The following is a 14,162-nucleotide window of genomic DNA, read 5'->3' on the forward strand; positions in this document are numbered from 1 at the left end:
CGGGGGGTGCTCGGGTGGCTCGGCGCTCGGCGCTCAGGCGCGGCCGAGGGCGACGGCGGCGTACGCGGCGAGCGAGTCGGTGCCGGGGGCGAAGTAGCCGTTGTGGCCGTGGGATCCGGTGGCGGGCAGCGGGCGGGCGCCGAAGCCGGGGGCGGTCGGGTCGGCGCCGTGGCCGAGGCCGAACAGCCGCACGTTGGGCACGTCGCCGATCCAGTCGGAGCCGTTGCGGGCGGTGGCCCAGAGCGGGACGCGCGGGTCGAGGTCGGCGGCGGAGCCGACGCCCATGCCGGGGGAGCCGAGCACCACCACGCCGGAGGCCCGGGCCGGGCTGGGGCGGGCCAGGCCGCAGACCACCGAGCCGTAGCTGTGGCAGTACACGGTGGCCGGGGCCTGCGGGCGGGTGGTGGCGGCGAGTCCGTCGAGCAGCCGGGTGAGGCGGTCGGCGCCGGCCCGGGCGAGGTCCTCGGTGGCGGCGTCCGGGCCGAGGCCGACCGGGGTGGTGTAGCCGGCCCAGGCGATCACGGCGACCTGCCGGCCGGTCGCCTCGTGGAGTGCGCGGGCCATCCCGGCGGGGGTGCCGTACGGGTTGCCCGCGCGGTCGAAACTGAGCAGGTCGATGTCCGAGCCGGGGACGATCACGGCGGTGCGGGCGGCGCCCGTCAGGTCGCCGTACACCTCGGCGACCTGGCCGCGGCCGCGCGGGTCGAAGGCGAGGACCTGCCGTCCGCCGTCCAGCAGGGTGCGGTAGCGCTCGGCGCGGGTACGGGCGGCCGCGTGGTCCTGCGGGGTGAGGGCGGGGTCGACGGCCCGGGCGAGTTCACGGGTGCGTTCGGCGGCGAGGGCCAGGGCGTTGGCGCGGTACCGGAGCGGGACCGGGGCGCCGTCCAGGTTGCCGACCACCAGCGGGTGCCGGACGGCCAGCGCGTCCTGCCGTGCCGGTGCCAACCCGGCGAAGAACGCTGCGACGCCGGCCGGGGTGGCGGTGGCCGGGTCGGGCAGCCGCAGGCCGAGCGAGGCGTCGGCGGTCCAGGCGGCGCTGCCGGGCGGTGGTCCGGTGAGCGGGGTCTGGGTGCCGGCGGCCCAGCCGCCCGCGCCGAGTACCGCCGCCAGCGCCACCGCGGCGGCGGCGAGCGCCCTCCTGACCCGAAATCCGCGCATGTCCCTGTTCCCCCTCGTCCGTCCGGCTCGCTACGGAGAGGAAGGTAGGAACAGCACGGCCCCGCGGACGTCACACCGCGGGGCCAACTGCCTTGTGGTACTGGGGTATCAGGAGGATTTCCCGCTCGCGGGAGGGGGTCAGCGGGGTGGGGACAGCCCCCCTACTGGCCGGGGGTCACCAGGCCCGACTCGTAGGCCAGCACCACGGCCTGGGCGCGGTCGCGCAGGTCGAGCTTGGCGAGGATGCGCCCGATGTGGGTCTTGACGGTCTGCTCGGCGAGCACCAGGTCGGCGGCTATCTCCTGGTTGGACAGGCCGCGGGCGATCAGCGCCAGCACCTCGGTCTCGCGCGGGGTGAGGCCGTTGAGCCGCACCTTGGGGTCGTGGCGCCGGGCCGGGCGGGTGCGGGCGAAGTCCTCGATCAGCCGCCGGGTCACGGAGGGGGCGAGCAGCGCCTCGCCGGCCGCGACCACCCGGACGGCCGCGATCAGGTCGGCGGGCGGGGCGTCCTTGAGCAGGAAGCCGCTGGCGCCGGCGCGCAGCGCCTCGTACACGTAGTCGTCCACGTCGAAGGTGGTCAGCATCAGCACCTTGGGCCGGTGGGCGCCCGGCGCCGCCGGGTCGAGCAGCCGCCGGGCCGCCTCCAGGCCGTCCATCACGGGCATCCGGACGTCCATCAGCACCACGTCGGGGTGGGTGCGCCCGGTGACCTCCAGGGCCTGGGCGCCGTCTGCCGCGTCCCCCACCACGTCGATGTCGGTCTGGGCGTTCAGCAGGGCGGCGAAGCCCGCGCGCACCATGGCCTGGTCGTCGACGATGATCACGCGGATGGTCATGCGGTGGTCTCCCGGGGGGTGTCTGGGCTGCCTGGGGCGTCTGGGCTGTCTGCGGTGTCTGAGGTGTCGAGGGGCAGGACGGCGGCCACCTTGAAGCCGCCGTCCGGCAGCGGGCCGGTGTCCAGCCTGCCATCGACCAGCCGGACGCGTTCGCGCATTCCGACCAGGCCCTGCCCGGTGCCCTCGGCCGAGGCCTCCAGCGACTCGGTGCGCTCGGCCGGCGGCGCGTTGACCACGGTCACCAGCAGCTCCGGCCCGTCCGAGGAGAGCGACACCCAGGTCCGCGCGCCGGGGGCGTGCCGCACCACGTTGGCGAGCGCCTCCTGGACGATCCGGTACGCGGAGAGGCCGACGGCCTGCGGCACCGTCTCCGCCAGCCCGGCGTCCACGGTCAGTTCGGCCGGCACTCCGGCCCGTCCCACCGTCTCGACCAGCTGGGCGAGTTGGCCCACCCCGGGCTGCGGGGCCCGCTCGCCGCCGGAGTCCTCGCTGCGCAGCACGCCCAGCAGCCGGCGCATCTCGGCGAGCGATTCGCGCGCGGTGCCGGCTATCGCGCCGAACTCCTCGGCGGCCTCGGCCGGCACGTCGCTGATCCGGTACGGCGCGCTGGCGGCCTGGACCGCGATCACCGACATGTGATGGGCCACCACGTCGTGCAACTCCCGCGCGATCCGGGCGCGTTCCTCCAGCAGGGTACGGCGCTCGCGTTCGGCCTCGCTGATGTGCTCCTGTTCGGTGAGCAGCCGGCGCGCCTCGGCGCGTTCCCGCAGGGCCCCACCGAGCAGCAGGACGGCACCGGTCAGGGCGATCGCGAGGAGGACGTTGTTCCCGGTGAAGCGGGAGCCCGCCCCGGCGATCGTCAGGGCGCCCCCGGCCGCCGCGGTGACCAGCCAGACCGCGACCAGGGTGCGTCGCGGCTCGCGGAGGGAGAGCGGGAGCATCAGGATCAGGTAGCCGATCAGGCTGGTGGGGATCCACGGCCAGAGGCTGCCGGTCCCGCTCCCGGTGGTCAGGACCAGCAGGGCGGCCAGCAGATCGGTGCCGCCGATCATCCACCAGGCGGCCAGCGGCCGGCTCACCGCGAGCAGCAGCGGCGCGGTCTGCGCGACGGCGAGCGCGCCGGCGAGCCCCCCGTTGAGCCCGTAGTCGTTGGCCAGCACGTTGATCCCGCTGGGCAGCAGCGAGGCGATCGCGGCCACCGCGAGGACGTACGGGAGGTGGCGGGCCCAGGGCCGGGAGGCCTGGGCCAGCAGCGGGGTGTGGTCGGCGGAGGGCCGGACGAGCGCGTTGAGCAGGGCCCGCGCCGTGCCGGTGGGGCGGGATCCGGCGGACGAGTCGATCATCAGGCCAGACTAGGGGCGCGGCGGCCGCGGCGAGTCCGACCGGGGGCCGGGATCCGGGGTAGTACCCCGGTATGACCCGGGCGGGCGTTCAGGCGCGCCAGTGGCCGGTCAGGGCCGGGCCGAGCTGGTCGAAGTGGCGCTCGATCAGGGCGATCATGCCCTCCGGGCCCTCGGGTTCGCGGTCGGCCGTCCAGGAGAGGTGGGCGGCGCGCAGGACGCTGCCGAAGACGGCGGCGAGCACGGTGGGGCGCAGGTCCTCCCGGGGGTCCAGCCCCTCCCGTTCGGCGAGCACCCGGACGACGATCCGCTCCTGCTCGGTGACCCGGCGCAGGTGGGCGGCGAGCAGGGTGGGGGCGTCCTCGATCATCCGCATGAGTTCGAGGGCGCTGCTGATCGAGCCTGGGCCGGAGGCCTTGGCGTTCCCGAGGTCGCGCCAGGCCTTGACGATCGAGGCGCGCAGGGCCTGCAGCGGGGTCTCCTCGGCGGGGCGGTGGCGCAGGCACTCGATGAAGTAGTCCTCGGCGTCGGCCATCACGGCGAGCGCGACCTCGTCCTTGTTGGCGAAGTACCGGAAGAAGGTGCGCTGGGAGACGTCGACGGCGGAGGCGATCTCGTCGACGGTCGTCCGGGCGAAGCCCTGGCTGAGGAAGAGCACGTGGGCGGCCTGGACCAGGGCGTACCTGGTCTGCTGCTTCTTGCGCTCGCGCAGCCCGGGTGTCCGCCCGAGGTCCTCCGGGGTGCCGGCGGGGCGGGGGGTGCGAGCGGCCATGGTGGGGCCTTCCGGGGCGCTGGTGCGGCGGGTGGGAGCACAACTTTAGCGTTCTGACAAATGTCAGTAATGGCCAGAAGTCACTGTTTGCCGAATGTCAGCGGCTGACATAATCTGCCGCGAGTGGCGCCCGTCGGGCCGGGGCACCTGTGGGGACGGGTGGGCCGGGGCGCCACGACCACGTTCCGAACGAGCCACGCCCCCGGAGGGCCCAGATGAGCCAGTCCGTCGTCAAGAACTCCGAGGCGGACGCCGCGCCGCCGCCGACGCCGCCGTCCGGGAGCGGACTCAAGGGGCACCCCTGGCTGACCCTGCTGACCGTCGCCGTCGGCGTGATGATGGTCGCGCTGGACGGCACGATCGTCGCCATCGCCAACCCGGTGATCCAGGAGAAGCTGCACGCCGCCCCCTCCGAGATCCAGTGGGTCACCAGCGGCTACCTGCTCGCCCTGGCGGTCTTCCTGATCACCGCCGGCAAGATCGGCGACCGGTTCGGCCACAAGAACACCTTCCTGGTCGGCGCGGTCGGCTTCGCCGCCACCTCGGCCGCGATCGGCTTCGCCGGCAACATCCAGACCGTGATCGCCTTCCGGGTGCTCCAGGGCCTGTTCGGCGCGCTGCTCCAGCCGGCCGCGCTCGGCCTGCTGCGCGGGGCCTTCCCGGCCGAGCGGCTCAACATGGCGATCGGCATCTGGGGCGGCGTGATCGGCGCCTCCACCGCGGCCGGCCCGATCGTCGGCGGCCTGCTGGTCGAGCACGTCAACTGGGAGTCGGTGTTCTTCATCAACATCCCGGTCGGCCTGATCGCGCTGGCGCTCGGCCTGTGGATCCTCCGGGACGTGCGGGCCGAGAACGCCGCCAAGTCCTTCGACCTGCCCGGCATCGCGCTGCTGTCGGTCGGGATGTTCGCGCTGGTCTTCGGCATCATCAAGGCCCCCGAGTGGGGCTGGGGCGACGCGCGGACGCTGCTCCTGCTGGGCGGCGCGGTGCTGCTGACGGTGCTCTTCGCGCTCTGGCAGGGCAAGGCGCGCGAGCCGCTGATCCCGCTCGGCCTGTTCCGCTCGGTGCCGCTGTCGGCGGGCGTCCTGCTGATGGTGCTGATGGCCTTCGCGTTCTTCGGCGCGATCTTCTTCGTGACCTTCTACCTGCAGAACGTGCACGGGATGAAGCCGGTCGAGGCCGGCGTCCACCTGCTGCCGATGACCGGGATGATGATCGTCGGCTCGCCGCTGGCCGGCATCGCGATCGGCAAGCTCGGTCCGCGGATCCCGATCGTGGCGGGCATGCTGATCACCACCACCGCGATGGTCGGCATGTCCACCCTGGACACCGGGTCCGGCAACGGCGTGATGTCGCTCTGGTTCGTCCTGATGGGCCTCGGCATCAGCCCGGTCATGGTCGGCGCCACCGAGGTGATCGTCGGCAACGCCCCGCTGGAGCTGTCCGGCGTGGCCGGCGGCCTGCAGCAGGCCGCGATGCAGGTCGGCGGCAGCCTCGGCACCGCGGTGCTGGGCGCGCTGATGGCCGCCAAGGTCGGCGACGTGCTGCCCGGCAACTGGGCCGGGGCCGGCCTGCCGCCGGTCCAGGGCCCCGAGGCCGACGGCCTCAAGCAGGCCGCCCAGCTCGGCATCGCCCCGCCGGCCCCGGCCGGCACCCCGCAGCAGGTGGTGGACGCGATGGCGGGTGCCGTCCACGAGTCCTTCGTCAGCGGCATGTCGCTCGCGTTCGCGGTCGCCGCCGTGGTGGCCTTCGCCGCCGCCCTGCTCGGGCTGCTCACCCGCCGCGGCACCACCGACGCGGGCCCCGCCGTGCACATCTGACGCGCGCCCGTACACCACGGCCCCGGACTCGGCGGAGTCCGGGGCCGTCGTGGTGTTCGCGGGCGGTCGTGGTGTCCGGAGGTGTGCTCAGACGCGGGTGAGGGCGACCAGCGGGACCGTCCGGGCCGCGGTGCGGTACCCGGCGAACTGCGGCTGGGCGGCGATCTGGCGGGCCCAGAGCGCGTCGTGCTCGGCCGGGTCGACCGGGGCCGCCAGGGCCGGGTACCGGTCGGTGCCGACCTCGACGGTGACCTCGGAGCGGGCGACCAGGTTGCGGTACCAGACCGGGTCCTTCTCGCTGCCGCCGTTGGAGGCGAAGACCACCAGCCGGTCGCCGTCCGGCAGGTAGACCAGCGGGGTGGTGCGCGGCTCGCCGCTGCGGGCGCCGGCCACGGTGAGCAGCAGCAGCGGCATGCCGGCGAGGTCACCGCCCACCGCGCCCTCCCGCGCGCGGAACTCGGCGATCACGTCGCGGTTGAACTCGCCCGCGCCGTCGGCGGGTTCGGGGTGGCGGGGGAGCGCGGTGGGGTTCGTCATGCCGGTCACCCTAGGAGCTCACACCGGTGTGAGGGTCAAGCGACAACCCCGAAGGGCCGGACCCCCGCCCACGGGAGTCCGGCCCTTCGTCGTCTAGCCGGTGATCAGGCCTCGCCGCCGGCGGAGCCCGGGTCGGCAGCCGTCACGTCGAGCAGCTGGTAGCGGTCGATCGCTTCCTTCAGCGCCGAGCGGTCGATCTTGCCCTGCTTGGCGAGCTCGGTGAGCACGCCCAGGACGACCGACTGCGCGTCGATGTGGAAGAAGCGACGGGCCGCGCCACGGGTGTCGGCGAAGCCGAAGCCGTCGGCGCCCAGCGACTGGTACTGGCCCGGCACCCAGCGGGAGATCTGGTCCGGCACGGCGCGCATCCAGTCGGACACCGCGACGACCGGGCCCTCGGAGCCCTGCAGCTTCTGGGTGACGTACGGCACCCGCTGCGGCTCCTCGGGGTGCAGCAGGTTGAACTCCTCGGCCTCCACCGCGTCGCGGCGCAGCTCGTTCCAGGAGGTCGCGGACCAGACGTCGGCCTTGACGTTCCACTCCTCGGCCAGGATGCGCTGGGCCTCCAGGGCCCACGGCACGGCCACGCCGGAGGCGAGGATCTGGGCCGGGATCTGGCCGGCGGTCGCCGGAGCGTACTTGTGCAGACCCTTGAGGATGCCCTCGACGTCCACGTTCTCGGGCTCGGCCGGCATCTTGATCGGCTCGTTGTAGACGGTCATGTAGTAGAACACGTCCTCGCCGTTCGGGTGTTCGGCGCTGGAGCCGTACATCCGGCGCAGACCGTCCTGGACGATGTGCGCGATCTCGAAGCCGTACGCCGGGTCGTACGCGACGACGCCGGGGTTGGTCGAGGCCAGCAGGTGCGAGTGACCGTCGGCGTGCTGCAGGCCCTCACCGGTCAGGGTGGTGCGGCCGGCGGTGGCGCCGATCACGAAGCCGCGGGCCAGCTGGTCGGCCATCTGCCAGAACTGGTCGCCGGTGCGCTGGAACCCGAACATCGAGTAGAAGACGTACACCGGGATCAGCGGCTCGCCGTGGGTGGCGTAGGCCGAGCCCGCGGCGATCAGCGAGGCGGTGCAGCCGGCCTCGGAGATGCCGTCGTGCAGCATCTGGCCGGTCGGCGACTCCTTGTAGGCGAGGAGCAGGTCCCGGTCGACCGACTCGTAGGTCTGGCCGAGCGGGTTGTAGATCTTCGCCGACGGGAAGAGCGAGTCCATGCCGAAGGTGCGGTACTCGTCGGGCGCGATCGGCACGAAGCGGTTGCCGATGCCCTTGTCCCGCATGAGGTCCTTGAGCACCCGGACGAACGCCATGGTGGTGGCGATGGTCTGGTTGCCGGAACCCTTCTTGACCGCCTTGTACGCGTCGTCGCCGGGCAGTTCCAGCTGCCGCGGGCGGACCTTGCGGGTCGGCACGAAGCCGCCCAGGCCCTGCCGGCGGTCGTGCATGTACTGGATCTCTTCCGAGTTGCGGCCCGGGTGGTAGTAGGGCGGGTAGCCCTCGTCGAGCTGCTTGTCGGTGATCGGCAGGTGCAGCCGGTCGCGGAAGCGCTTCAGGTCCTCGACCGTCAGCTTCTTCATCTGGTGGGTGGCGTTGCGGCCCTCGAAGTTGGGGCCCAGCGTCCAGCCCTTGACGGTCTGGGCGAGGATGACCGTCGGCTGGCCCTTGTGCTCGCGGGCCGCCTTGAACGCCGCGTAGATCTTCTTGTGGTCGTGGCCGCCGCGACCCAGGTGCTGGATCTGCTGGTCGGTCATGCTCTCGACCATCTTGCGCAGGCGCAGGTCGGAACCGAAGAAGTGCTCGCGGATGTACTCGCCGGACTCGGTGGCGTAGGTCTGGAACTGGCCGTCCACCGTGGTGTTCAGCTTGTTGACCAGGACGCCGTCGCGGTCCTGCGCGAGCAGCGGGTCCCAGCTGCGGTCCCAGATGAGCTTGATCACGTTCCAGCCGGCACCCCGGAACTGGGACTCCAGCTCCTGGATGATCTTGCCGTTGCCGCGGACCGGGCCGTCGAGGCGCTGCAGGTTGCAGTTGACCACGAAGGTCAGGTTGTCCAGGCCCTCGCGGGCGGCCAGGGACAGCTGGCCGAGCGACTCGGGCTCGTCCATCTCGCCGTCGCCCAGGAAGGCGTACACCTGGGAGTCGGAGGTGTCCTTGATGCCGCGGTGCTCCAGGTAGCGGTTCATCCGGGCCTGGTAGATCGCGCCGAGCGGGCCGAGGCCCATCGAGACGGTCGGGAACTCCCAGAAGTCCGGCATGAGCCGCGGGTGCGGGTAGCTGGAGAGGCCGTACGGGGCCTTCGACTTCTCCTGGCGGAACGCGTCGAGCTGCTGCTCGGTGAGTCGGTCCAGGAGGAAGGCGCGGGCGTAGATGCCGGGGGAGGCGTGACCCTGGAAGAAGATCTGGTCGCCGGACTCGCCCTCGGCGTCCTTGCCGCGGAAGAAGTAGTTGAAGCCGACGTCGTAGAGCGACGCGGAGGAGGCGAAGGTGGCGATGTGGCCACCCACGCCGATGCCCGGGCGCTGCGCCCGGGAGACCATGACGGCCGCGTTCCACCGGGTCGCGTTGAGGATCTTGCGCTCGATCTCCTCGTTGCCGGGGAAGAACGGCTCGTCCTTAGTGGCGATGGTGTTGACGTAGTCCGTGCTGCGCATCTCGGGCACGGCGACACGCTTCTCGCGGGCGCGCTCGATCAGCCGCAGCATCAGGTAACGGGCACGCTCACGCCCCCGCTCGTCGATGGCCGCATCGAGCGACTCCAGCCATTCCGCGGTCTCCTCGGGATCGAAGTCCGGGACCTGACTCGGAAGGCCGCCAATGATGATCGGGTTGCGATCGGATCCGGAAGCCACGCTGTTCCTTCACTGTCGGTCGAAACTAGAGGTGTGTCGCGCCGCCTCCATCGTGCTACCGCGCTCGGAGATCCGTCATCTCTACCGATCGGTAACCGTTCCGCCTGGTGGACGGTCCGGTCTGGTGGTGAGCGGCGCGGGCGTCTTCGTCCGCTCCGCACACCCCCGGGTGTTACGAAAAGAGGTGGTCCGACCTGGTGTCCCGTCCGCCCGATGGCGGGCGGCCGGGGTGAGGGCCAACAGGAGACTCTACGCCCGCGCACGCGCGGACCCCGAATGCCGTTCGCATCTCGGGCACGCGTACGGCCTGTGGGCCGGGACCACCCGAAGCATCGTTGTCCTACGCAGAGAAGGGCAAATCGGTGTGATTCCCGACACGTGGAACCGGCGTGTCCCGTGCGACACGTCAACCTTTGGAGGGGATCGGGGGTCGGGTACTTGCGCGAACCGCCGCGCCCGTGTGGACTACGGCCACAGCCTCGGCATGGACGCCGAGCCGAATACTGGAGGTTATTCCCGTGAGCGCGACCGCGGACCCCGCGGACAAGTCCAACCCGGCTACCCGTCTCGGCTTCGAAGAGGGCCAGATCATCCAGGAGCTGGGGTACGACGAAGACACTGACCAGGACCTCCGCGAGGGCATCGAGGAGATCACCGGCGCGGATCTCGTCGACGAGGACTACGACGACGTCGCGGACGCCGTCCTGCTGTGGCACCGCGACGACGACGGGGACCTCACCGACTCCCTCGTCGACTCGCTGGAGTACCTCGCCGAGGGCGGCGTCATCTGGCTGATGACGCCCAAGACCGGGCGGGACGGCCACATCGAGGCCTCCGACATCAGCGACGCGGCCAAGACCGCGGGCCTCTCGCAGACCAGCTCGATCAACATCGTCAAGGACTGGGCGGCCACGCGACTCGCGACCAAGTCCACGGCGAAGCCGGGCGGCAAGCGCTGAACGGGTTCTGAAGCCCCTCGCCGGGCCCCGTCGGAGTCTCACTCCGACGGGGCCCGGCGCTTTTGCGGGCGGGGGGCTCTCGGGGCGGCCGGGGATTGCCTGGGGCTGCCCGGGGGCTCTCGGGGCGGTCGGGGTCGCCCGGAGTCGCCGGGGGTTACTCGGGTCGCTCGGGGCCGATCAGGGTCGCTCGGCGCGTTCGCCCAGGGCGAAAGGGGGCGGGCGCCCGGCCGGCCCGCCTCATCCGTTCGGCCGAACGCCCGTGAACGAATGCGAGGATGTGGCCAGCCGCGCCCGCCGCGCGGCCCCGGTCGCGTCAGAAAGGTCCCCTCCATGGCCGTCGAGGTCGGCACCCAGGCTCCGGACTTCGAGCTCAACAACCAGCACGGGGAGCCGGTCCGGCTCACCGACTTCCGCGGCGAGAAGAACGTCGTCCTGGTCTTCTACCCGTTCGCCTTCACCGGGGTCTGCACCGGCGAGCTGGGTGCGATCCAGCGCGAGCTGGCCGGGCTGCAGAACGACGACGTCCAGGTGCTCGGCCTCTCCTGCGACTCGCAGTTCTCCCAGCGGACCCTCGCCGACCGGGAGGGCCTGGAGTTCCCGCTGCTGGCCGACTTCTGGCCGCACGGCGAGGTCGCCCGGGCGTACGGCGTCCTGGACGAGGAGCGCGGCTGCCCGCTGCGCGGCACCTTCGTGATCGACCGGGCGGGCGCGGTGCGCTGGAGCGTCGTCAACGGCCTCCCGGACGCCCGGGACGAACAGGAGTACCTGAAGGTGCTCGCCGGGCTCTGAGGCCCCGCCCCGGCCGTTCGAGCCCTGTCCGGGCCGGCTCGGGCCCTGTCCGGGCCGGCTCGGACCTGGTCCGGCGCCGGTTCGGCCCGGTTCGGATCCGGTTCGTACGGCCCGGTTCGGTCCGGTCCGCGGGTCGGGCCCCGTCCGGCCGGGTGTCGAACGGCCGTGTCCGGCTCGAACCGCGCTGCGGACGGGAACCGCGTACTACGCTCGGGCCGTTGGCGGGGTGGGGTGCGGGAGTCGATCGGTCTCCCCGTGCCCCGGACCGCACCACCGGGGGCACCACCACAGGGCGTGCCTCCCGATTCTTGGAGGACACGTGGGAGTCAGCCTCAGCAAGGGCGGCAACGTCTCGCTCACCAAGGAGGCCCCAGGGCTCACGGCCGTGGTCGTCGGGCTGGGCTGGGACGTCCGTACCACCACCGGCGCGGACTTCGACCTGGACGCCAGCGCACTGCTCTGCAACGCCCAGGGCAAGGTCGCCTCGGACGGCAACTTCGTCTTCTTCAACAACCTGAAGAGCCCGGACGGCTCGGTCGAGCACACCGGTGACAACCTGACCGGTGAGGGCGAGGGCGACGACGAGGCGATCAAGGTCAACCTGGCCGGCGTCCCGGCGGACGTGGAGAAGATCGTCTTCCCGGTGTCGATCTACGACGCCGAGACCCGCGGCCAGAACTTCGGCCAGGTGCGCAACGCCTTCATCCGCGTGGTGAACCAGGCGGACAACGTGGAGCTCGCCCGCTACGACCTCTCCGAGGACGCCTCCACCGAGACCGCGATGGTCTTCGGCGAGCTGTACCGCAACGGCGGCGAGTGGAAGTTCCGCGCCATCGGCCAGGGCTACGCCTCCGGCCTGCGCGGCATCGCGCAGGACTTCGGCGTCAACGTCTGAGTCCTCGCCGGCGCCCTGTGGCGCCGCTTCCCGGGGCGGCCCCGGACCTCCGAGGTCCGGGGCCGCCCCGGTTCCGTACGGGCGCGGGCGCGGCTGTCGGCGCCGTCGTCGGGCGGTCGTCGCTCGGGCGGTCGTACGGACGGGCGCGGGTCGGTCGGGGGTTCGTCGGACCCGGTGCCGCGGGGGCCCGTCACGCTGCGAGGATGTGAGTTCAGGAAGTTCAGCCGACCAAAGCCGGTCGGCCGGGGCCGTGGGGGACTACACCTTTAAGGCGCCCCGGGAGAAGCAAGGGAGGAAGAACGTCATGGTGGTCACGCTCGCGAAGGGCGGCAACGTCTCGCTCACCAAGGCCGCGCCGAACCTGACGCAGGTCCAGATCGGCCTCGGCTGGTCCGCCCGTTCGACCACGGGCGCCCCGTTCGACCTCGACGCGAGCGCCCTGCTCTGCGGTGGGGGGCGGGTGCTCGGTGACGAGTACTTCGTCTTCTACAACAACCTCAAGAGCCCCGAGGGCTCGGTGGAGCACCAGGGCGACAACCTCACCGGGGGCGACGACACGGGTGACGACGAGGTGGTCCTGGTCAACCTGGACCTCGTCCCGGCCCAGGCCGACAAGGTGATCTTCGCGGTGTCGATCTACGACGCCGAGGCGCGGCTGCAGAACTTCGGTCAGGTCCGCAACGCCTACATCCGGGTCGTCAACTCGGTCGACGGCCAGGAGATCGCCCGCTACGACCTGTCCGAGGACGCGTCCAGCGAGACGGCGATGATTTTCGGCGAGCTGTACCGCTACGCGGGCGAGTGGAAGTTCCGCGCGGTGGGCCAGGGGTACGCCTCCGGCCTGCGCGGTATCGCGCTCGACTTCGGTGTGAACGTACAGTAAGGGCGGAAATCGGACCATCGCACCCGACCCGATCATGAGAACTGAGGGCAGTGCGGGGGAGACCTGACCGGGCCCGGCCCGGTCAGGGCGTCTCGGGGACGAGGCCGCCCCCGGCACGGCCAGAACCCGAAAGGTAGCCAACTCCCGTGTTCCTCCGCACATTCGGCTGGTCGTTCGCGATCACCGCCATCGGCCTGGTCGCGGCCGGACTGCTCTGGGGAGCCCAAGGCTTCGGCATCGTGCTGATCCTCTCCATCCTGGAGATCTCCCTGTCGTTCGACAACGCGGTGGTCAACGCCACGGTGTTGAAGCGGATGAACCCGTACTGGCAGAAGATCTTCCTGACCGTCGGCGTGCTCATCGCCGTCTTCGGCATGCGCCTGGTCTTCCCGCTGCTGGTCGTCGGCCTCACCGCGAAGCTCAACCCCGCGACGGTCATCGACCTCGCGCTCCACTCCGACAAGACCCACGACGGCCTGACCTACGGCCAGTACCTGGAGGCGGCCAACCCGGCCATCGCGGCCTTCGGTGGCGTCTTCCTGCTGATGATCTTCCTGGACTTCGTGTTCGAGGAGAAGGACTACAACTGGCTGGCCTGGATCGAGCGCCCGCTGGAGAAGGTCGGCAAGCTGGAGGCCTTCTCCTCCGTCGTCGCCCTGGTCGCGCTGCTGCTGGCCTCCAACTTCTTCGCCGGCGAGCACGCCGAGACCGTCCTGCTCGCGGGCGTCCTCGGCCTGGTCACCTACCTCATCGTCGGCGGCCTCTCCTCGATCTTCGAGTCGGGCCTGGAGGCCGAGGAGGAGCGCGAGGAGGAGGCCGAGAAGTCCGGCAAGTCGATCCTCCAGGTCGGCGGCAAGGCGGCGTTCTTCCTGTTCCTCTACCTGGAGGTCCTGGACGCGTCGTTCTCCTTCGACGGCGTGGTCGGCGCGTTCGCCATCTCCAGCGACATCTTCCAGATCACCCTGGGCCTCGGCATCGGCGCGATGTACATCCGCTCGCTGACCGTCTTCCTGGTCCGCAAGGGCACCCTGGACGACTACGTCTACCTGGAGCACGGCGCGCACTACGCGATCGGCGCGCTGTCGGTCATCCTGCTGGTCGGGATCAAGTACCACATCCCGGAGATCGTCACCGGCCTGATCGGCGTCGCCTTCATCGGGCTCGCGCTCGGCTCGTCGATCATCCGCAACCGGCGCGAGGGCGCGGACGAGGAACCGGAGCTGGTCGGCAGCGGCAAGTAGTCCGCCCGGCACACGAAACGGCCGCCTCCGGGGTTTCCCGGGGGCGGCCGTTTCGTGTGTCCTGCGGGCGGCGCGGG

Annotated in this window: 12 protein-coding genes; 6 read left to right on the forward strand and 6 right to left on the reverse strand. The window is 71.7% G+C overall.

Annotation, left to right across the window (positions count from 1 at the left end; translation table 11 throughout):
- Positions 1-33: 33 nt before the first annotated feature.
- The 4 genes from IE332_RS19880 to IE332_RS19895 form a co-directional block, all read right to left on the reverse strand.
- Positions 34-1,158 (reverse strand): alpha/beta hydrolase, encoded by a 1,125-nt coding sequence (locus IE332_RS19880; protein ID WP_189918159.1) that lies wholly within the window; start codon positions 1,156-1,158, stop codon positions 34-36.
- Between the two features lie 161 nt (positions 1,159-1,319).
- Positions 1,320-1,994 (reverse strand): response regulator, encoded by a 675-nt coding sequence (locus IE332_RS19885; protein ID WP_189918163.1) that lies wholly within the window; start codon positions 1,992-1,994, stop codon positions 1,320-1,322.
- Entirely contained in the window at positions 1,991-3,337 is a 1,347-nt protein-coding gene (locus tag IE332_RS19890; RefSeq protein WP_189918164.1) for a sensor histidine kinase, read from the reverse strand. The genes IE332_RS19885 and IE332_RS19890 overlap by 4 nt, the downstream gene beginning before the upstream one ends.
- 88 nt (positions 3,338-3,425) lie before the next feature.
- Entirely contained in the window at positions 3,426-4,106 is a 681-nt protein-coding gene (locus tag IE332_RS19895) for a TetR/AcrR family transcriptional regulator (RefSeq protein ID WP_189918166.1), read from the reverse strand.
- Between the two features lie 335 nt (positions 4,107-4,441).
- Here IE332_RS19895 and IE332_RS19900 point away from each other — a divergent pair, with 335 nt between their 5' ends.
- Positions 4,442-5,926 carry an MFS transporter gene (locus IE332_RS19900; RefSeq protein ID WP_373313775.1) on the forward strand — a complete coding sequence of 495 codons (1,485 nt, stop codon included), beginning with the start codon at positions 4,442-4,444 and terminating at the stop codon, positions 5,924-5,926.
- An 87-nt stretch (positions 5,927-6,013) separates the two neighbouring features.
- Here the strand turns inward: IE332_RS19900 and IE332_RS19905 are convergent, their stop codons facing one another.
- Together IE332_RS19905 and aceE are read right to left on the reverse strand one after the other, a co-directional pair.
- Complete coding sequence (locus tag IE332_RS19905) at positions 6,014-6,463, reverse strand: nitroreductase/quinone reductase family protein (protein ID WP_189918175.1); 450 nt, start codon at positions 6,461-6,463, stop codon at positions 6,014-6,016.
- A gap of 104 nt (positions 6,464-6,567) precedes the next feature.
- The gene (aceE, locus tag IE332_RS19910; protein ID WP_189918177.1) at positions 6,568-9,318 is read right to left on the reverse strand and encodes a pyruvate dehydrogenase (acetyl-transferring), homodimeric type; all 2,751 of its coding nucleotides are present in this window, start codon (positions 9,316-9,318) and stop codon (positions 6,568-6,570) included.
- Between the two features lie 518 nt (positions 9,319-9,836).
- Here aceE and IE332_RS19915 point away from each other — a divergent pair.
- The 5 genes from IE332_RS19915 (at position 9,837) to IE332_RS19935 (ending at position 14,085) form a co-directional block, all read left to right on the forward strand.
- Complete coding sequence (locus tag IE332_RS19915; protein WP_189918179.1) at positions 9,837-10,277, forward strand: DUF3052 domain-containing protein; 441 nt, start codon at positions 9,837-9,839, stop codon at positions 10,275-10,277.
- A 330-nt stretch (positions 10,278-10,607) separates the two neighbouring features.
- The gene (locus IE332_RS19920; protein ID WP_189918181.1) at positions 10,608-11,066 is read left to right on the forward strand and encodes a peroxiredoxin; all 459 of its coding nucleotides are present in this window, start codon (positions 10,608-10,610) and stop codon (positions 11,064-11,066) included.
- Positions 11,067-11,385: 319 nt separating this feature from the next.
- On the forward strand, positions 11,386-11,961 hold the full coding sequence (locus IE332_RS19925) for a TerD family protein (RefSeq protein WP_189918183.1): 576 nt from the start codon (positions 11,386-11,388) through the stop codon (positions 11,959-11,961).
- A 304-nt stretch (positions 11,962-12,265) separates the two neighbouring features.
- Entirely contained in the window at positions 12,266-12,844 is a 579-nt protein-coding gene (locus IE332_RS19930) for a TerD family protein (protein ID WP_189918186.1), read from the forward strand.
- Positions 12,845-12,990: 146 nt separating this feature from the next.
- Entirely contained in the window at positions 12,991-14,085 is a 1,095-nt protein-coding gene (locus IE332_RS19935) for a DUF475 domain-containing protein (protein ID WP_189918188.1), read from the forward strand.
- Positions 14,086-14,162 lie beyond the last annotated feature (77 nt).

Origin of the sequence: Kitasatospora xanthocidica (genome assembly GCF_014656195.1) — a bacterium.
GTDB lineage: Bacteria > Actinomycetota > Actinomycetes > Streptomycetales > Streptomycetaceae > Kitasatospora > Kitasatospora xanthocidica.

What these genes read in the sequence shown, in the direction of transcription:
- IE332_RS19895 (WP_189918166.1), bottom strand. Translation starts at nt 4,106, where the DNA reads ATGGCCGCTCGCACCCCCCGCCCCGCCGGCACCCCGGAGGACCTCGGG.
- IE332_RS19880 (WP_189918159.1), bottom strand. Translation starts at nt 1,158, where the DNA reads ATGCGCGGATTTCGGGTCAGGAGGGCGCTCGCCGCCGCCGCGGTGGCG.
- IE332_RS19905 (WP_189918175.1), bottom strand. Translation starts at nt 6,463, where the DNA reads ATGACGAACCCCACCGCGCTCCCCCGCCACCCCGAACCCGCCGACGGC.
- IE332_RS19885 (WP_189918163.1), bottom strand. Translation starts at nt 1,994, where the DNA reads ATGACCATCCGCGTGATCATCGTCGACGACCAGGCCATGGTGCGCGCG.
- IE332_RS19920 (WP_189918181.1), top strand. Translation starts at nt 10,608, where the DNA reads ATGGCCGTCGAGGTCGGCACCCAGGCTCCGGACTTCGAGCTCAACAAC.
- IE332_RS19900 (WP_373313775.1), top strand. Translation starts at nt 4,442, where the DNA reads ATGATGGTCGCGCTGGACGGCACGATCGTCGCCATCGCCAACCCGGTG.
- IE332_RS19930 (WP_189918186.1), top strand. Translation starts at nt 12,266, where the DNA reads ATGGTGGTCACGCTCGCGAAGGGCGGCAACGTCTCGCTCACCAAGGCC.
- IE332_RS19890 (WP_189918164.1), bottom strand. Translation starts at nt 3,337, where the DNA reads ATGATCGACTCGTCCGCCGGATCCCGCCCCACCGGCACGGCGCGGGCC.